The sequence below is a fragment of the Acidovorax sp. 35-64-16 genome (assembly GCF_002281195.1).
In the GTDB taxonomy this organism is placed as follows: Bacteria; Pseudomonadota; Gammaproteobacteria; order Burkholderiales; family Burkholderiaceae_C; genus Acidovorax; species Acidovorax defluvii.
Window position 1 is genome coordinate 1 of the sequence record NZ_NCFM01000033.1, and the last position, 16,009, is coordinate 16,009.

Consider the following 16,009-nt stretch of genomic DNA (forward strand, 5'->3'; position numbering starts at 1 on the left):
CGGCCCGACGATGAAACATTACCCCCACGCTCCCCACTTCGTGTGGTCGCTGCCCCCCGAGGGGGCCGCTTTTCATCTTGGGGCGGCCCGACGATGAAAAACAAAACCGTGGCGGCCTGGCTCGCCTTTGTGGGCGGGCCTTTGGGCCTGCACCGCTTTTATCTGCATGGCCTTTCCGACATGATCGGCTGGCTGCTGCCCATTCCCACTGCACTGGGCCTGTACGGCATCCAGCGGGTGCAGGCGCTGGGGCAGGATGATCACTACAGCTGGGTGCTGATCCCGCTGCTCGGGTTCACCATCGCAGGCTGTGCGCTGCAAGCCATTCTGTATGGCCTCATGGCCCCCGAGAAATGGAATGACCGCTTCAACCCGGCGGCCGCACCGGACGCACCTGCTGGCCGCACCCGGTGGGCCACCATTTTCGCCATCGGCCTCGCGCTGATGATCGGCACGACCGTGTTGATGGCCAGTCTGGCGTTCAGCTTTCAGCGCTACTTTGAATACCAGATCGAGGAAGCACGCAAGATCTCTCAATAACGGCTGATTTCAAGCAAAAAGAGCTGAAAGCGCTTTATTGACAAGCGCCTGCAGCTCTTTTTTTGATAGCAAATTGCAGAATCAATACAGCTGCAGACTGACCCAGTAGGCAATGGCCGCAACGAAGGCGCTGGCCGGAATGGTCAGAACCCAGGCCCAGATGATGTTGCCCGCCACGCCCCAGCGCACCGCGCTGGCGCGCTGCGTGGAGCCCACGCCGACAATGGCGCCGGTGATGGTGTGCGTAGTGGACACGGGAATCCCCATCGCGGTGGCCAGGAACAGCGTCATCGCCCCGCCCGTCTCGGCGCAGAACCCGCCCACGGGCTTGAGCTTGGTGATTTTCTGCCCCATCGTTTTCACGATGCGCCAGCCACCGAACATGGTGCCCAAACCGATGGCCAGGTAACAGCTCACGATGGTCCACGTGGGCGGAGAGGCATCCGCGGTCGACGCATAACCCGTGGCGATCAGCAGCAGCCAGATGATGCCGATGGTCTTTTGGGCATCGTTACCACCGTGCCCGAGGCTATAGGCTCCGGCCGATACCAGTTGCAGGCGGCGAAACCACTTGTCCACCCTGCTGGGGCGTGCGCGCCTGAACATCCATGACACCGCAACCATCATCAGCGAGCCCAGCAAAAAGCCCAGCAATGGCGACACAAAAATGAAGGCCACCGTCTTGAGGATGCCGGTGGACACCAGCGAGCCGGCACCCGCCTTGGCGATCACGGCACCCACGATGCCGCCAATCAGCGCATGCGAGGAGCTGCTGGGAATTCCGTAGTACCAGGTGATCACGTTCCAGGTGATCGCCCCCACCAGCGCGCCAAACACCACATGGGTGTCCACCACGCCCGGCTGGACAATGCCTTTGCCCACCGTAGCCGCCACGCTGAGGTGAAAGACAAAAATGGCCACCACGTTGAAGAACGCGGCAAACAGGACGGCCTGGGCAGGTTTGAGCACGCCGGTGGACACCACCGTGGCGATCGAATTGGCGGCGTCGTGAAACCCGTTCATGAAATCGAACAGGAGCGCCAGGGCAACGAGCAGAACCACAACCCACAGGGCTGCTTGTACGGTTTCCATGTTGATCCGCCCGGTTGGTCAGGAGTTTTCGAGGACGATGCCCTCGATGCAGTTGGCCACGTCCTCGCACTTGTCGGTGATGGTCTCCAGCAGCTCGTAAATGGCCTTGAGCTTGATCACCTCGCGCACATCGGGCTCTTCGCGAAACAGCTTGCTCATGGCGCTGCGCATCACGCGGTCGGCGTCGCTTTCGAGGCGGTCGATTTCTTCACAGGTCTTGAGCGCGGCTTCTGCCACGGCCGGGTCCGCAATCTTGCCCAGCAGCCTCACGGCGTCGCGCAGACGCTCGCAGCATTTCAGGCTCAGATCGGTCAGGCGCGTGATCTCCTCGGTCATGTGGTGCACGTCGTACAGCGCCATGGTCTCGGCCGAATCCTGGATCAGGTCGGCCACATCGTCCATGGTGTTGATGAGCGAGTGGATCTGCTCACGGTCGATCGGCGTGATGAACGTCTTGTGGATCAGCCGATTGACATCCTGGGTGACGCGGTCGGCAGCGCGCTCTGCGTTGTCCACGTCCTGGTTGTACTTGTCGCGCAGGTGGGGATCACTGTAGTTGGCCACCAGCTGCGAAAAGGCCCGGGCGGCCTCGACGATGCGGTCCGCATGCTGGTTGAACATTTCGAAAAAATTGCCTTCGCGCGGCAATAGCTTGCCAAACAGCATGGGAGCTCCTAGGACGGATCGGAATAAAAATGGCCACTTACCATCCGTTCATGACGGAAAAGTGACCAATTTGTGACATTTAAGAATGCGCGAAGTTTAACCGCCCGCCAATTCACGCCCGGCGCAGACGCTGCGCGCCACACCAGAATCACCCGCTGCGGAAGATGAAATACACCGCACCCAGCATGCACAGGCCCGCCCACAGGTAGTCCCATTTCAGGGGCTGGTCGAGATAAAACACCGCAAAAGGCACAAAAACCGACAGCGTGATGACTTCTTGCATGATCTTGAGCTGCCCCACATTGAACTGCGTGTAGCCGATGCGGTTGGCGGGCACCTGCAGCAGATACTCGAACAGCGCAATGCCCCAGCTGACCACTGCCGCCATGTACCAGGGCGATGTGGCCATGTTCTTCAGGTGGCCATACCAGGCAAACGTCATGAAGACATTGCCGGCCACCAGCAACATCACGGTTTGCAGACCAACGGGAAGCGATTGCAGATAGTTCATGGACACCATGCCATAGAGCGATAAAAACAAAATACAAACCCAATGCGGCTCTAGCCCTTATTGAATAAGCGCAGGTAGCTATAACTAATATAGCATTTTACATCCACCAGGCGGTCACAAAAAAAGGCACTGCCGCCACGGCAGTGCCTTTGAAAGAACGCCAGCGCCCGCAGGCGCCTCGCTCACTCGCCCAGGTAGGCGGCGCGCACGCGCGGGTCGCTCAGCAATTCCTGGCCAGGGCCGGTCATGGTGATCAGACCCGACTCCATCACGTAGCCGCGGTCGGCAATGGCCAGTGCGCGGCTGGCATTTTGTTCGACCAGCAAGATGGTGACGCCGAGCTGGTACACGTCGCGCACCACCTCAAAAATCTTGTCCACCATGATGGGCGACAGGCCCATGGAGGGCTCGTCGAGCAGCAGCACCTTGGGCTGGCTCATCAGCGCGCGGCCCATGGCCAGCATTTGCTGCTCGCCACCCGACATGGTGCCGGCCAGCTGGTCCTTGCGCTCGCGCAGGCGCGGGAAGATGGTGAACATCTTCTCGATGTCTGCCGCAATGCCTGCCTTGTCGTTGCGAATGTAGGCGCCCATCTGCAGGTTCTCGGTGATGGTCATGCGCGCAAACACGCCGCGGCCCTCAGGCACCATCACCAGGCCCTTTTTCACCAGGTCCCACGCGCCCTTGCCCTTGATGCTTTCGCCCAGGTACAGGATGTCGCCATCGTTGATGGGCAGCGTGCCGGTGATGGCCTTCATGGTGGTGGTCTTGCCGGCGCCGTTGGAGCCGATCAGCGACACGAGCTCACCTTCGCGCACCTCGAAGTCCACACCCTTCACGGCCTGGATACCGCCGTAGGCCACTTTCAGGTTCTTCACCTGCAGCAGAACCTTGTTGGATTTTTCGGCCATTCTCAGTGTCCTCCGGTGCCCAGATAGGCCTCAATCACTTTTTCGTTCTTCTGCACGGTGGCAGGCGTGCCTTCTGCAATCTGCTTGCCGTAGTCGAGCACCGTCACGCGGTCGCACAGGCCCATCACCAGCTTCACGTCATGCTCGATCAGCAAGATGGTGCGGTTGTCGTTGCGAATGCGGTCGATCAGCTCGCGCAGCTGCACCTTTTCGGTGGCGTTCATGCCGGCGGCGGGCTCGTCCAGCGCGATCAGCTGGGGGTCGGTGGCCAGGGCCCGGGCAATCTCCAGGCGGCGTTGGTCGCCATAGCTCAGGGTGCGCGCCTTGTAGTCGGCAAACTTGCCAATGCCCACGTATTCAAGCAGCTCTTGCGCCCGCTTGGCAATGGCAGCCTCTTCTTCCTTGAAGCTCTTGGTGCGCAGCACGGCGCCCAGCAGGCCCGATTTGGTGCGGATATGGCGGCCCACCATCACGTTCTCCAAGGCCGTCATTTCGGCGAACAGGCGAATGTTCTGGAAGGTGCGGGCGATGCCCGCCTTGGCCACTTCGTGCACGGCCGTGGGCTCGTAGGGCTTGCCCGCGAGCTCGAACGTGCCGCTGTCGGGCGTGTAAAGGCCGGTGATCACGTTGAAAAACGTGGTCTTGCCCGCGCCGTTGGGGCCGATCAGGCCATAAACCTGGCCACGTTCAATGGTGATGCCCACGTCGGACAGCGCCTGCAAGCCGCCAAAGCGCTTGGAGATGCCGGCAACCCGCAGCACCACATCTTTGTTTTGTTCTGCCATGTTTTCGCTCTTTGTGGTGTTCAGGTCTTCTGTGTGAGGCTCTTGCCGCGCTCGGGCGCTGGCCACAGACCACGGGGACGCAACAGCATGATGACGATCATGGCCAGCGCGATGAGCAGCTGGCGCAGGATGGCAGAGTCAATGCGCCCGTCGGTCATGGCCTGCAGCGGGCCGGCCACATAGCGCAGCACCTCGGGCAGGGCCGACAGCAGCACGGCGCCCAGAATCACGCCAGGAATGTGGCCAATGCCGCCCAGCACCACCATGGCGACGATCATGACCGACTCCATCAGGCTGAACGACTCGGGCGAGACAAAGCCCTGAAAGGCACCGAACATGGCGCCCGACACGCCGCCGAACGAGGCCCCCATGCCAAAGGCCAGCAGCTTCATGTTGCGCGTGTTGATGCCCATGGCCTTGGCGGCGATTTCGTCTTCGCGGATGGCCATCCAGGCGCGGCCGATGCGCGAATCCTGCAGGCGGTAGCAAATGATGACGCTGACGACCACCAGCACCAGGAACAGGTAGTAGTAGAGCGTGACGGAGTTGATGTCAAAGCCAAACAGCTCCAGCCGCTTGCCCAGATCGAGCCCGAAGATCTTGACCGAGTCGATCTGGCCCATGCCCTTGGGGCCGTTGGTCAGGTTGACGGGGTGATCGAGGTTGTTCAGGAAGATGCGGATGATTTCGCCAAAGCCCAGGGTCACGATGGCCAGGTAATCGCCGCGCAGCTTGAGGGTGGGAGCCCCCAGCACCGCCCCGAAGATCGCCGCCACCAGCGCCGCCAGTGGTATCACGAGCCACAGCGAGGTGTGCAGCCCGTTGGGAAACATGGCGGCAAATGCCGCAAAGTTGTCCGCCAGGTGCGGCGATGCCATCAGGGCAAACAGGTAGGCACCCACGGCATAAAACGCCACATAGCCCAGGTCGAGCAGGCCGGCATAGCCGACCACGATGTTCAGGCCCAGGGCCAGCATCACATAGAGCAGCGCCAGGTCGGCAATGCGCACCCAGGCGTTGCCGAAATATTGCAGGATCAGTGGCAGGACCAGCAGGGCAATGCCGCCCAGGATCCAGTTGAGTTTGGTGTTTTTCATGGTCTGGTGCTCCTCAGGCGCGATCCGCCACACGCTCACCCAGCAGGCCCGAGGGGCGCAGCGTCAGGATGATGATGAGCACGATGAACGCAAAGATGTCGGTGTAGTGGCTGCCCAGCACACCGCCCGTGAGCGCACCGATGTAGCCCGAACCGATGGCCTCGATCAGGCCCAGCAGGATGCCCCCCACCACGGCGCCGGCCAGATTGCCGATGCCGCCAAAAACCGCCGCCGTGAAGGCCTTGAGCCCTGGAAGGAAGCCCATGGTGTGCTGCGCCGTGCCGTAGTTGGACGCATACATGATGCCGGCGATGGCGGCCAGGACGGCGCCGATGATGAAGGTGGCCGAGATCACCATGTCGGGTTTGACGCCCATGAGCGAGGCCACGCGGGGGTTTTCTGCCGTGGCACGCATGGCGCGGCCGAGCTTGGTGTAATTCACCAGGTACATAAGCGCAGCCAGGGCCACCACGGTCACGCCCAGAATCAAAATCTGGGTGGATGTGATGACCGCCCCGCCCACCTCGAACGGCGCGGCCGGCAGCAAGGTGGGGTACGACTTGTAGTTGGGCTTCCAGATGATCATGGCCAGCGTCTGCAGCAGGATCGACATGCCGATGGCCGTGATCAGCGGCGCCAGACGCGGGCTGGTGCGCAGCGGTTTGTAAGCCACCTTCTCGATCACGAAATTGAGGGTGGCGGCCACCACGCAGGCGATGATGGTGGCCAGCAGCAGGATGAGCCAGCCGGGGGCGCCTGGCATGGCGTCCTGCATGAGCCCTATGCAACTCCAACTGGTGAGAGCGCCGACCATGAGCACTTCGCCATGGGCAAAATTGATCAGCTGAATAATGCCGTACACCATCGTGTAGCCCAAGGCTATCAAGGCGTACATGCTGCCGAGAACCAGACCGTTGATGATCTGCTGCAGCAAAATGTCCATAAGAGAAGTCCTTCGTTTGTGACGTACCCACCGCTTTGGCACCGAAATCGGTACAGCCTTGTGGGCCCGACTGCCATGTAGCAAAAAACCCGCCAGGAGTGCAGCTGTGCGGGTTTGAGGACGGGATTGTAGCGAGTAGTCTGTGGCCGCCCGGGCCCCGGTCGGCGGGGTTTTCCCTTGGGTTTCAGGCCCATCAGCCAGGGACGCCGTGCATAAGCAAGGTTGATGGACCTACCGCACAAGACGTTCAGATTTATCACCGCAAGCGTGCCCATGCGGCCGCCACACCGCCAACACCCATCGCGGCGTCTGCGGCCATGGCATTCAGTGCAGCCCGCAGGTTGCGTTCAAGGCGTCTGCGGATCCGGGTCGATGGCAGCGGCTGTGACAGCGACGGCCGCATTGCGCGCGCGCATGTCCCGCAGCTTTTGCGCAATCTTGATTTCCAGGCCCCGCTCGACCGGCTGGTAGAAGCCCGGCTCGTCCATGCCGTCGGGCAGGTAGCGCTCGCCGGCGGCAAAACCGCCCTCCTCGTCGTGCGCGTAGCGGTAGCCCTTGCCATAGTCCAGCGCTTTCATGAGCTTGGTGGGCGCGTTGCGCAGGTGCATGGGCACGGGGCGCGTGCTGTCCTGCTTTACCAGGGCGCGGGCGGCGTTGTAGGCCTTGTAGACGGCGTTGGACTTGGGCGCCACGGCCAGGTAGACCACGCATTCGGCCAGCGCCAGCTCGCCCTCGGGGCTGCCCAGGCGCTCGTACACCTCGGCGCAGTCGAGTGCCAGGCGCAGCGCGCGCGGGTCGGCCAGGCCAATGTCTTCGCTGGCCATGCGCACCAGGCGGCGCGCCATGTAGCGCGGGTCGGCGCCGCCGTCGAGCATGCGCACCAGCCAGTACAGCGCCGCGTCGGGGTCAGAGCCGCGCACCGATTTGTGCAGCGCGCTGATGGTGTCGTAGAACTGCTCGCCGCCTTTGTCATAGCGTCGCATGCGCTCGCCCAGCACCTTGAGCAGCCAGGCGTCGGTGATTTCGGCCAGCTGCTCCTGCTGCGCCGCCATCTCCAGCGTCTCCAGCGTGTTGAGCAGGCGCCGGGCATCGCCATCGGAATACGCCACAAGCCGCTCGACCGCTTCATTTTCAATAGCACGTAGCGCTTTCTGCGATTGGGCTAGAGCCACAATTTGCTTCAAATCCTCGACAGAGAGCGGCTGCAGCACATACACCGCCGCGCGCGACAGCAGCGCGGAGTTGACCTCGAACGACGGGTTCTCGGTGGTGGCTCCGATGAAGGTGAACAGCCCGCTTTCGACATGCGGCAAGAACGCATCCTGCTGGCTTTTGTTGAAGCGGTGCACTTCGTCCACAAACACGATGGTGCGTTGCTGCATGAGCCCATCGCGCGCGGCCTCGGCGCGCTCCACGGCGTCGCGGATGTCCTTGACGCCACCCAGCACCGCGCTGATGCTGATGAACTGCGCATCGAACGCGTCGGCCATGAGGCGCGCGATGGTCGTCTTGCCCACACCCGGCGGGCCCCACAGGATGCAGCTGTGCGGGCGGCCCGACTCGAACGCCAGGCGCAGCGGCATGCCCGGCCCCAGCACATGCTGCTGGCCGATGACTTCGGAGAGCTGGCGCGGGCGCAGGCGCTCGGCCAGGGGCTGGTGGGAGACTGCGGCAGGTTTCACGTTCGAAAAGCCGGCGACCGCTTTTCAAGTCGCCAGCGCATCGGTGTTCATCGGTTTTTCTTTTGCAGCTCGCTCTGGATGGCAGGCAACGCGTCTTCGTAGTTGAAGCCATTTTGTGACTTCAGCGGCGGCAAACTGACTTGCTTGTTCAACCACTCTCTCAAACTCTGACCTTCGCCGGGTCGTACCAGCGGATCATGGCTGTTACCCGGATAACGGAACGAAGTGAGGTTCTGCGGATTGTCTTTGAACTTCTCTTCAAAGCCGACCGCGGGAAACTGTTTGCTGCCGCCAGCCCATGGGTCTAAGTCCTCGTTGGACGACCACATCGGCAATCGGGTGTCCCATTTCCACAGATGCTCATAGTGCCGGTTCACGCTCTGCTTGTGGCAGATGCCGCCCTTAACTTGGGGTTCGTTGCGATTCCAGTTATAGGTGGTTCGGCAGCCCTCACTGTGACCGCTCAAGAAAATCGGCAAGTCCGTGAGCGCTTTGATCCACCGGATCACTTCTTGAATGTCGTCGCCCCGCGCCGCGAGGCGTGCGGGGTTCTTGGCGGTGTAAATGCCCTCTGCGGCCCGCTCGCCAGCGCGTCGAAGCTGTTCTTCTGGCGATCCGCCAGGGCATCCCGTCTTGTTCCCATCGCGCGTCACGAACTCCGGCGAGACGACGGCAAAGCCTTCACGGTAGTAGAACTGCGCAATCGTGGTTTCCCAGCCCCACATGCCACCGCATCCATGGTTGTGGATGATGACGCCGCGCACGCCCGGCAACTTCTGAAGCATGACCTCGAATTTCTCGCGGTAAACCGCACCGAACAGCGGCATGTACAAAGTGCTGCGATCCAGAACATTTTTTGCCTGGGCCTTGTCGTAGGCAGGAGCATCTTTCCACTGCTGGGCATGCGCGTACGTCGCCGTGCTACCCAGCGCGAGCATGGCCAACCACGACGCGATCACGCGAGTATTCAGGCTTCGGTTTTTTGGCTTCACTGTTCCCCCCTTGAATTTGGCTTATTCATGGTCGCCCCGTGTTGCTTGCAGCACTTTAAAGAATGCGCCATGAAATCATCACAGTGAGATTCTGCATGACAAGCGCATCCAACCCGGGTCAAGAACAGGCAGTCTGCGGAAATGACTACCACCGCACCATGTCTGTGTGGATGCGCTGGGGTGGCGCAGATCAACTCTCAGTCAAAAGCACTGCCAGCGCTTTACCTTCAAGCGGTCGCAGCTATCTTTTACGCAGCAATTTACTGCTTTACCACATCCGCGCCTTGCGGCGGCTTGAACTGGAAGGTGGCGGGCGGCAGGGCGGGGTTGGTCTGCATGCCCGTGAAGCGGATGGCCGAGCGCTGGCCAAAGCTGTCCAGAATGTCGAGCGCGGCCAGTTGTTCACCCGCAAAGCCTACGCGCACGCTCTGCAATTGGCCATCTTTGGTCTTGGGACGCGCCAGCACCCATTGCAGGCCATCCTGGTCGGGGGCGGCTTCCAGCGTGAAATCGGCCTTCAGCGCCGACAGGTCGGGCGCAGAGGCCAGCAGCGCGGCGGGCGTGCTGCCCAAAGCCTGGGACTGGGCACGCTGGGTGACCTGGTTCAGATCGGTGTCGTAAAGCCACAGCGTTTGCCCATCGGCCACGATGGTCTGTTCGAAAGGCTTTTTGTAAACGAACTTGAACCGCCCCGGCCGCTGGAACTCGAATGTGCCACTGCTGGTTTTGGTGCGCGCGACCTGGCCGTCTTTCGGGGGCGAGGTGACCACCTGGGTAAAGTCGGCGCGGCCGGTCTGGCTGCCCTTCATGAAGGATTCAAGGCTTTTTAGCCCGTCAGCGCTTGCCAGCTGTGCGCCAGCTGCTATCAAAATTGCAATAGCGATTTTTTTCAACAGAAACTCCTTTGGGGTGACCGCAGGGCCGGGCTCATTGCCCTGCCCCCGTCATTCACTGCGTGCGGGTACCAGCACTTCACGCTGGCCGCTGGTGGTCAGGCCACTGACCAGACCCGCCTTTTCCATGTCTTCGAGCAGGCGTGCCGAGCGGTTGTAGCCAATGCGCAGCTTGCGCTGCACGTAGGAGATGCTGGCCTTGCGGTCTTTGAGCACCACTTCCACGGCCTGGTCGTACATGGGGTCTTTCTCGCCGCCGTCACCACCGTCTGCGGTCAGATCACTGTCGCCGTCCACAGTTCCCCCTTCGAGCACGCCCTCAATGTAATCAGGGTCGCCCTGGCTCTTGAGGTAGCTCACCACGCGGTGCACTTCTTCGTCACTGACAAAGGCGCCGTGCACACGGATCGGCAGGCCGGTGCCGCTGGCCATGTAGAGCATGTCGCCCATGCCCAGCAGGGCCTCGGCACCCATCTGGTCAAGGATGGTGCGGCTGTCGATCTTGGAGCCTACCGAAAACGCAATGCGGGTGGGAATGTTGGCCTTGATGAGGCCGGTGATCACATCCACGCTGGGGCGCTGGGTGGCCAAAATCAGGTGAATGCCCGCCGCACGCGCCTTTTGCGCCAGGCGGGCAATCAGCTCTTCGATCTTCTTGCCCACCACCATCATCAGGTCGGCCAGCTCGTCGATGATCACCACGATGTGCGGCAAGCGCTGCAGCGGCTCAGGACTTTCGGGCGTGAGGCTGAAGGGGTTGTAGATGAATTCTTCGCGCGCCTTGGCTTCGTCGATCTTGACGTTGTAGCCCGCCAGGTTGCGCACACCGAGCTTGGACATGAGCTTGTAGCGCCGCTCCATCTCGGCCACGCACCAGTTCAGGCCGTTGGCGGCCTGCTTCATGTCGGTGACCACGGGCGCCAGCAGGTGCGGAATGCCTTCGTAGACCGACATTTCCAGCATTTTGGGGTCGATCATCAACAGGCGCACATCGCGTGCCTCGGCCTTGTACAAGAGCGAGAGGATCATGGCGTTGATACCGACCGATTTGCCCGATCCGGTGGTGCCGGCCACCAGCACATGCGGCATCTTGGCCAGGTCGGCCACCACCGGGTTGCCCACGATGTCCTTGCCCAGGCCCATGGTGAGCATGCTCTTGGCTTCGTGGTAGACCTGCGAGCCCAGAATTTCAGACAGGCGGATGGACTGGCGCTTGGCGTTGGGCAGCTCCAGCGCCATATAGTTTTTACCGGGAATGGTCTCCACCACGCGGATGGACACCAGGCTGAGCGAGCGCGCCAGGTCTTTGGCCAGGCCCACGATCTGTGAGCCTTTCACGCCGGTGGCCGGCTCGATTTCGTAGCGCGTGATCACCGGGCCGGGCATGGCCGCCACCACGCGCACCTCCACGCCAAAGTCCTTGAGCTTTTTCTCGATGAGGCGGCTGGTCATCTCCAGTGTCTCGGGTGCCACGGTCTCCTGGCGTAGCAAAGGGCCGTCGAGCAGGTCCACCAGCGGCAGCTTGCTGTCGGGCATTTCGGTGAACAAGGGCTTTTGCCGCTCTTTGACCACGCGGGCGCTTGGGGGCACATCCGCCAGCACCGGCTCGATGATCTGCACCGGCGCAGGATGGTGCTCTTCGCTTTCGGTGCGCTCTTCCAGCACCACCACGGCGCGCTCGCGTGCGGCCCTGCGACCCACGGCCACATCCTTGGCCACTTCGCGGCGGGCCAGGCGCGACCGCACCAGGGCATCAATGCGGGCACCCAGCACCTCGGCCACATGCCCCCAGGAAAAACGGAACACAAGGGCAGCCCCCAGCACCAGGACCACGATGCCCAGCAAGCCCGAGCCCGTAAAACCCAGCCATTTCACACTGGCAGGCCCCACGATGTAGCCCAGCACGCCCCCCGCATGCCCCGGCAGCAGCGCTTCGAGGCGGTAAAGGCGCGACCATTCCAGCGCCGTACTGGCGCTCATGAGCAGCGCCAGCCCACCCCAGAACAACGCACGGCGCACGGCGGGGCTTGCGGCACCCACCACAGGTTCGCCGCCACGCATCCAGCGCGCCAGCGAAGCAATCCAGGCACGCACCCCTGCCGCCACACACCACCACACCGAAAACCCCAGCATGAAATAGCTGCCGTCAGCCAGCCAGGCACCAAACCGCCCTGCCCAATTGGCCACCAACCGGTCGCCGCGCGTGCCCGAGGTGGACCAGGCAGCGTCCTGTGCGGAGTAGCTGGACAGCGCCAGCAGCCAGAAAACCAGCGCCAGCAGGCCCACAACAAGGCCTATTTCGTGGCCGAAGCGGGCTGCACCGGTGCGGGGTGCAGACCGGGCCGAAGAAGAAGCATTCAGGGTATTGAGTGAATAGGTCATAAGCGTGCCGGGCAAGCTTACCCCATGCACCACAAGGGTCACACCGTCCCGCAGTGGCAACCCAGCCACACACATTAAGGATGACCTGCATAACTCCCTGTGGTCTGTGATAGCGCGGCCTCGGGCGGTCCACTGCGCTGCTTTTCGTGCCAATAGCCGAGCTATTGGCCGCAAAAAGACGCCTTGTGGCCCATCCCGATCCACACTACCACCGACCGCGAGGGTTATGCAGGTCATCCCGAACATCCGGTAACGCCCGTGACGTTATCTTGCTGTTCTGGCGCGCGCATCACGCCCCCGCACCACCGCCATCAGCGCGGCCCCCGTTGATATGGCATCGCGCAACCTGTGCCGCAACAGGTTTTTCATGGGTTCTTACAATCGCGCTGATTGATAAGGGGTCACCTGAAAAGGCCGCGTGCGGTGGATACTTGACGGCTGATTCCGCATTTTTTCAACAGCATCTGGCTTGAGGCCAATGCAAAACACAGGTTTAGTCCATGTCCACCACCCAACACGCGAAAGTTCTGATCCTCGGATCTGGCCCTGCAGGCTATACGGCGGCTGTCTATGCGGCGCGCGCCAACCTGAACCCGGTGCTCATCACCGGCATCGCGCAGGGCGGCCAGCTCATGACCACCACCGAGGTGGACAACTGGCCAGCCGACGTGCACGGCGTGCAGGGTCCGGACCTGATGCAGCGCTTTCTGGAGCATGCCGAGCGCTTCAAGACACAAATCATTTTTGACCACATCAACAAGGTCGATTTCAGCCAGCGCCCCTTTACGCTGACGGGCGACAGCGGCACCTACACCTGCGACTCGCTCATCATCGCCACCGGCGCATCGGCCAAATACCTGGGCCTGCCCTCCGAAGAGGCTTTCATGGGCAAGGGCGTTTCGGGCTGTGCCACCTGCGATGGCTTCTTCTACCGCGACCAGGACGTGTGCGTGGTAGGCGGCGGCAACACGGCCGTGGAAGAGGCCCTGTACCTGTCGAACATTGCACGCAAGGTGACGCTGGTGCACCGGCGCGACAAATTCAAGGCCGAGCCCATTCTGGTGGACAAGCTCAACGAAAAGGTGGCTGCCGGCAAGATCGAGCTCAAGGTGTTCCACACCCTCGACGAGGTGCTGGGCGACAACACGGGCGTGACGGGCATCCGCGTCAAGAGCACGGTGGATGGCAGCACGCAGGACATCGCGCTGCAAGGCTGCTTCATCGCCATTGGCCATGCGCCCAATACCGACATCTTCCAGGGCCAGCTGACCATGGAAAACGGCTATATCGTCACGCAAGGCGGCCTCAAGGGCTTTGCCACGCAGACCAGCGTGCCTGGCATCTTTGCCGCGGGCGACGTGCAGGACCATGTGTACCGCCAGGCCATCACCAGTGCAGGCACCGGCTGCATGGCGGCCCTGGACGCCCAGCGCTTCCTCGAACAGGAGTCTTGAGAGAGCCAGGGCGTCCCCAGGCTCCGTCGCTGTGCGGGTCGCTGCCTCCTAGTGGGGGCTTATCTCTCTTGGGGCGGCCCGGCGACAAAAAGTGAGCCGCAGGCTATAATCTGCGGCTTTGCTGAATTCGGCCCGTTTTTGCGGTCCTCCGAAACAGGCAAATCGGGTTACCGCCACCCCTTCTGGCGAGGTGAGGCCGCTAGCCAACCTGGGCAAACAAGCCCAGGGCCCAGCGAACGGCCGTTAAAAAGTATCGGAGTGTCCTCATGGCACGCGTCTGCGACGTAACGGGCAAGAAGCCCATGGTCGGGAACAACGTTTCCCACGCCAACAACAAAACCAAGCGCCGGTTCCTGCCGAACCTGCAATACCGCCGTTTCTGGGTTGAGACCGAAAACCGCTGGGTTCGCCTGCGTGTTTCGAGCGCTGCCCTGCGTTTGATCGACAAGAACGGTATCGACTCGGTGCTCGCAGACCTGCGCGCACGTGGTCAGGCTTAAGGAGAAGCACCATGGCAAGCAAAGGCGGACGCGACAAGATCAAGCTGGAATCCACTGCGGGTACCGGTCATTTCTACACCACGACCAAGAACAAGAAGACCATGCCCGAGAAGATGGCGATCATGAAGTTTGATCCCAAGGCTCGCAAGCATGTCGAATACAAGGAAATGAAGCTGAAGTAATTCAGCCTCAGGTCTTTCGGAAAAACCGCCCTGCCGCAAGGTTGGGCGGTTTTTTCATGCCCGCGCCCACCATGCGAGGGTGAACTTGCCAAAACACCCGCTGCGTTGTCGCCCCGGCGGGCGGGGCTCAATCATCATCAGGGCAACCGTCAGGCCTGCGCCGCGCGCAAGCGCATCGAAAAATCATGCAGCGCCGCAATGCCACTCTCCTCGGCCCGGCGGCACCAGGCCTGCAGATCCAGCGTGAGCTGCTCACGCGAGCGCGAGGTGTTCAGCCACAGCTGGCGCAATTCCTCACGCATGGTGATCATGGTGTCGAGCACGGGCGAAGCGGCGCGCACCTGCGCCAATTGCGGCAATGCCATGGCGGGCACCTTTTCCACATCGCGGTGCAGCCAGCGCCTGGCCACCTTGAGCACCGTTGCATCAGCCTGGCGCGCCTGCAACGCGGCCAGCTCGGCCCGGCAGGCGTGGCGCACACCGCGCGCATAGGCGGCCATCACTTCATAGCGGTTGGCAATCAGGGCCTCCAGCGTCTTTTCGTCGGCCACGGGCTTCACCTCGCCCAGTTGCAGCCTGGGCGGCACTTTTTTGACCGTGGCCCAGCCCATCGCCTGCATCAGGCGGATATAGGCCCAGCCGATATCGAACTCATAGGGCTTGACCGAAAACTTGGCCGACGTGGGGTAGGTGTGGTGGTTGTTGTGCAGCTCTTCGCCGCCAATGACGATGCCCCAGGGCGAGAAGTTGGTGCTGGCGTCGTGCGCCTCGAAGTTGCGATAGCCCCAGTAGTGGCCCACACCATTGACCACGCCAGCCGCCCAAAAAGGTATCCAGACCATCTGCACGGCCCACACAGCAGCGCCCAGCGCACCAAACAGGGCCAGATCCAGAATCAGCATCAGCGCCACCCCCTGCCAGCTGAAGCGGCTGTACAGGTTGCGCTCGATCCAGTCGTTCGGTGTGCCGTGGCCAAACTTTTTGATTGTTTCCAGGTTCTTCGACTCGGCACGGTACAGCTCGGCGCCGCGCCACATCACGGTGCCCAGGCCGCGCGTCTGCGGGCTGTGGGGGTCGTCCACGGTTTCACATCTGGCGTGGTGCTTGCGGTGAATCGCCACCCATTCCCTGGTGACCATGCCCGTGCCCATCCACAGCCAGAAACGAAAGAAATGCGCGGGAATGGCGTGCAGATCGAGCGCGCGGTGCGCCTGTGAGCGGTGCAGAAAAATCGTGACCGCTGCAATGGTGAGGTGGGTGGTTGCCAGGGTGTACAGCACGATCTGCCACCAGGTCAGGCGCCACAAGCCATGGCCCAGCCAATCCACGGCGGCGTTCAATACAGCCCCATCGGGTAACAGCATCATCAGCCCCCTTGC

Annotated in this window: 16 protein-coding genes; 4 read left to right on the plus strand and 12 right to left on the minus strand. The window is 61.9% G+C overall.

All coding sequences use genetic code 11. The features are described from left to right. Positions 1–93 precede the first annotated feature (93 nt). Positions 94–540 (plus strand): hypothetical protein, encoded by a 447-nt coding sequence (locus B7Y64_RS15360; protein ID WP_024814316.1) that lies wholly within the window; start codon positions 94–96, stop codon positions 538–540. Positions 541–621: 81 nt separating this feature from the next. On the opposite strand, the gene B7Y64_RS15365 is transcribed toward B7Y64_RS15360, so the two are convergent. The 11 genes from B7Y64_RS15365 to B7Y64_RS15415 form a co-directional block, all read right to left on the minus strand. After that, positions 622–1,632 carry an inorganic phosphate transporter gene (locus B7Y64_RS15365; protein ID WP_291329334.1) on the minus strand — a complete coding sequence of 337 codons (1,011 nt, stop codon included), beginning with the start codon at positions 1,630–1,632 and terminating at the stop codon, positions 622–624. Positions 1,633–1,650: 18 nt separating this feature from the next. Next, positions 1,651–2,298 carry a DUF47 domain-containing protein gene (locus tag B7Y64_RS15370; RefSeq protein ID WP_024814314.1) on the minus strand — a complete coding sequence of 216 codons (648 nt, stop codon included), beginning with the start codon at positions 2,296–2,298 and terminating at the stop codon, positions 1,651–1,653. A 148-nt stretch (positions 2,299–2,446) separates the two neighbouring features. Then, positions 2,447–2,809, minus strand: coding sequence for a DMT family protein (locus B7Y64_RS15375; RefSeq protein WP_291326769.1), 363 nt, complete (start codon positions 2,807–2,809; stop codon positions 2,447–2,449). A gap of 182 nt (positions 2,810–2,991) precedes the next feature. Continuing rightward, on the minus strand, positions 2,992–3,720 hold the full coding sequence (locus B7Y64_RS15380; RefSeq protein WP_024814312.1) for an ABC transporter ATP-binding protein: 729 nt from the start codon (positions 3,718–3,720) through the stop codon (positions 2,992–2,994). Positions 3,721–3,722: 2 nt separating this feature from the next. Further along, positions 3,723–4,505 (minus strand): ABC transporter ATP-binding protein, encoded by a 783-nt coding sequence (locus B7Y64_RS15385; RefSeq protein WP_024814311.1) that lies wholly within the window; start codon positions 4,503–4,505, stop codon positions 3,723–3,725. A gap of 20 nt (positions 4,506–4,525) precedes the next feature. After that, a complete protein-coding gene (locus B7Y64_RS15390; RefSeq protein WP_024814310.1) occupies positions 4,526–5,602 on the minus strand; it encodes an ABC transporter ATP-binding protein in 1,077 nt (358 codons plus the stop codon). Positions 5,603–5,615: 13 nt separating this feature from the next. Next, positions 5,616–6,545, minus strand: a complete 930-nt coding sequence (locus tag B7Y64_RS15395) for a branched-chain amino acid ABC transporter permease (RefSeq protein ID WP_114655350.1) — start codon at positions 6,543–6,545, stop codon at positions 5,616–5,618. A gap of 347 nt (positions 6,546–6,892) precedes the next feature. After that, positions 6,893–8,227: a replication-associated recombination protein A gene (locus B7Y64_RS15400; protein ID WP_291326820.1), complete on the minus strand. Its 1,335-nt coding sequence runs from the start codon at positions 8,225–8,227 to the stop codon at positions 6,893–6,895. Positions 8,228–8,274: 47 nt separating this feature from the next. Further along, the gene (locus tag B7Y64_RS15405) at positions 8,275–9,219 is read right to left on the minus strand and encodes a hypothetical protein (protein WP_291326822.1); all 945 of its coding nucleotides are present in this window, start codon (positions 9,217–9,219) and stop codon (positions 8,275–8,277) included. Between the two features lie 260 nt (positions 9,220–9,479). After that, complete coding sequence (gene lolA / locus B7Y64_RS15410) at positions 9,480–10,112, minus strand: outer membrane lipoprotein chaperone LolA (RefSeq protein ID WP_291326824.1); 633 nt, start codon at positions 10,110–10,112, stop codon at positions 9,480–9,482. A gap of 51 nt (positions 10,113–10,163) precedes the next feature. Then, positions 10,164–12,494: a DNA translocase FtsK gene (locus B7Y64_RS15415; RefSeq protein WP_291326826.1), complete on the minus strand. Its 2,331-nt coding sequence runs from the start codon at positions 12,492–12,494 to the stop codon at positions 10,164–10,166. A gap of 500 nt (positions 12,495–12,994) precedes the next feature. Here B7Y64_RS15415 and trxB point away from each other — a divergent pair, with 500 nt between their 5' ends. The 3 genes from trxB (at position 12,995) to rpmG (ending at position 14,630) form a co-directional block, all read left to right on the plus strand. After that, positions 12,995–13,948, plus strand: coding sequence for a thioredoxin-disulfide reductase (gene trxB / locus B7Y64_RS15420; protein ID WP_024814304.1), 954 nt, complete (start codon positions 12,995–12,997; stop codon positions 13,946–13,948). Positions 13,949–14,214: 266 nt separating this feature from the next. Beyond that, positions 14,215–14,448 (plus strand): 50S ribosomal protein L28, encoded by a 234-nt coding sequence (gene rpmB, locus B7Y64_RS15425; RefSeq protein WP_007859763.1) that lies wholly within the window; start codon positions 14,215–14,217, stop codon positions 14,446–14,448. A gap of 11 nt (positions 14,449–14,459) precedes the next feature. After that, a complete protein-coding gene (gene rpmG, locus B7Y64_RS15430) occupies positions 14,460–14,630 on the plus strand; it encodes a 50S ribosomal protein L33 (protein WP_005797189.1) in 171 nt (56 codons plus the stop codon). Between the two features lie 149 nt (positions 14,631–14,779). Here rpmG and B7Y64_RS15435 read toward each other — a convergent pair whose 3' ends face one another. Then, on the minus strand, positions 14,780–15,994 hold the full coding sequence (locus B7Y64_RS15435; RefSeq protein WP_291326832.1) for a fatty acid desaturase: 1,215 nt from the start codon (positions 15,992–15,994) through the stop codon (positions 14,780–14,782). Positions 15,995–16,009 lie beyond the last annotated feature (15 nt).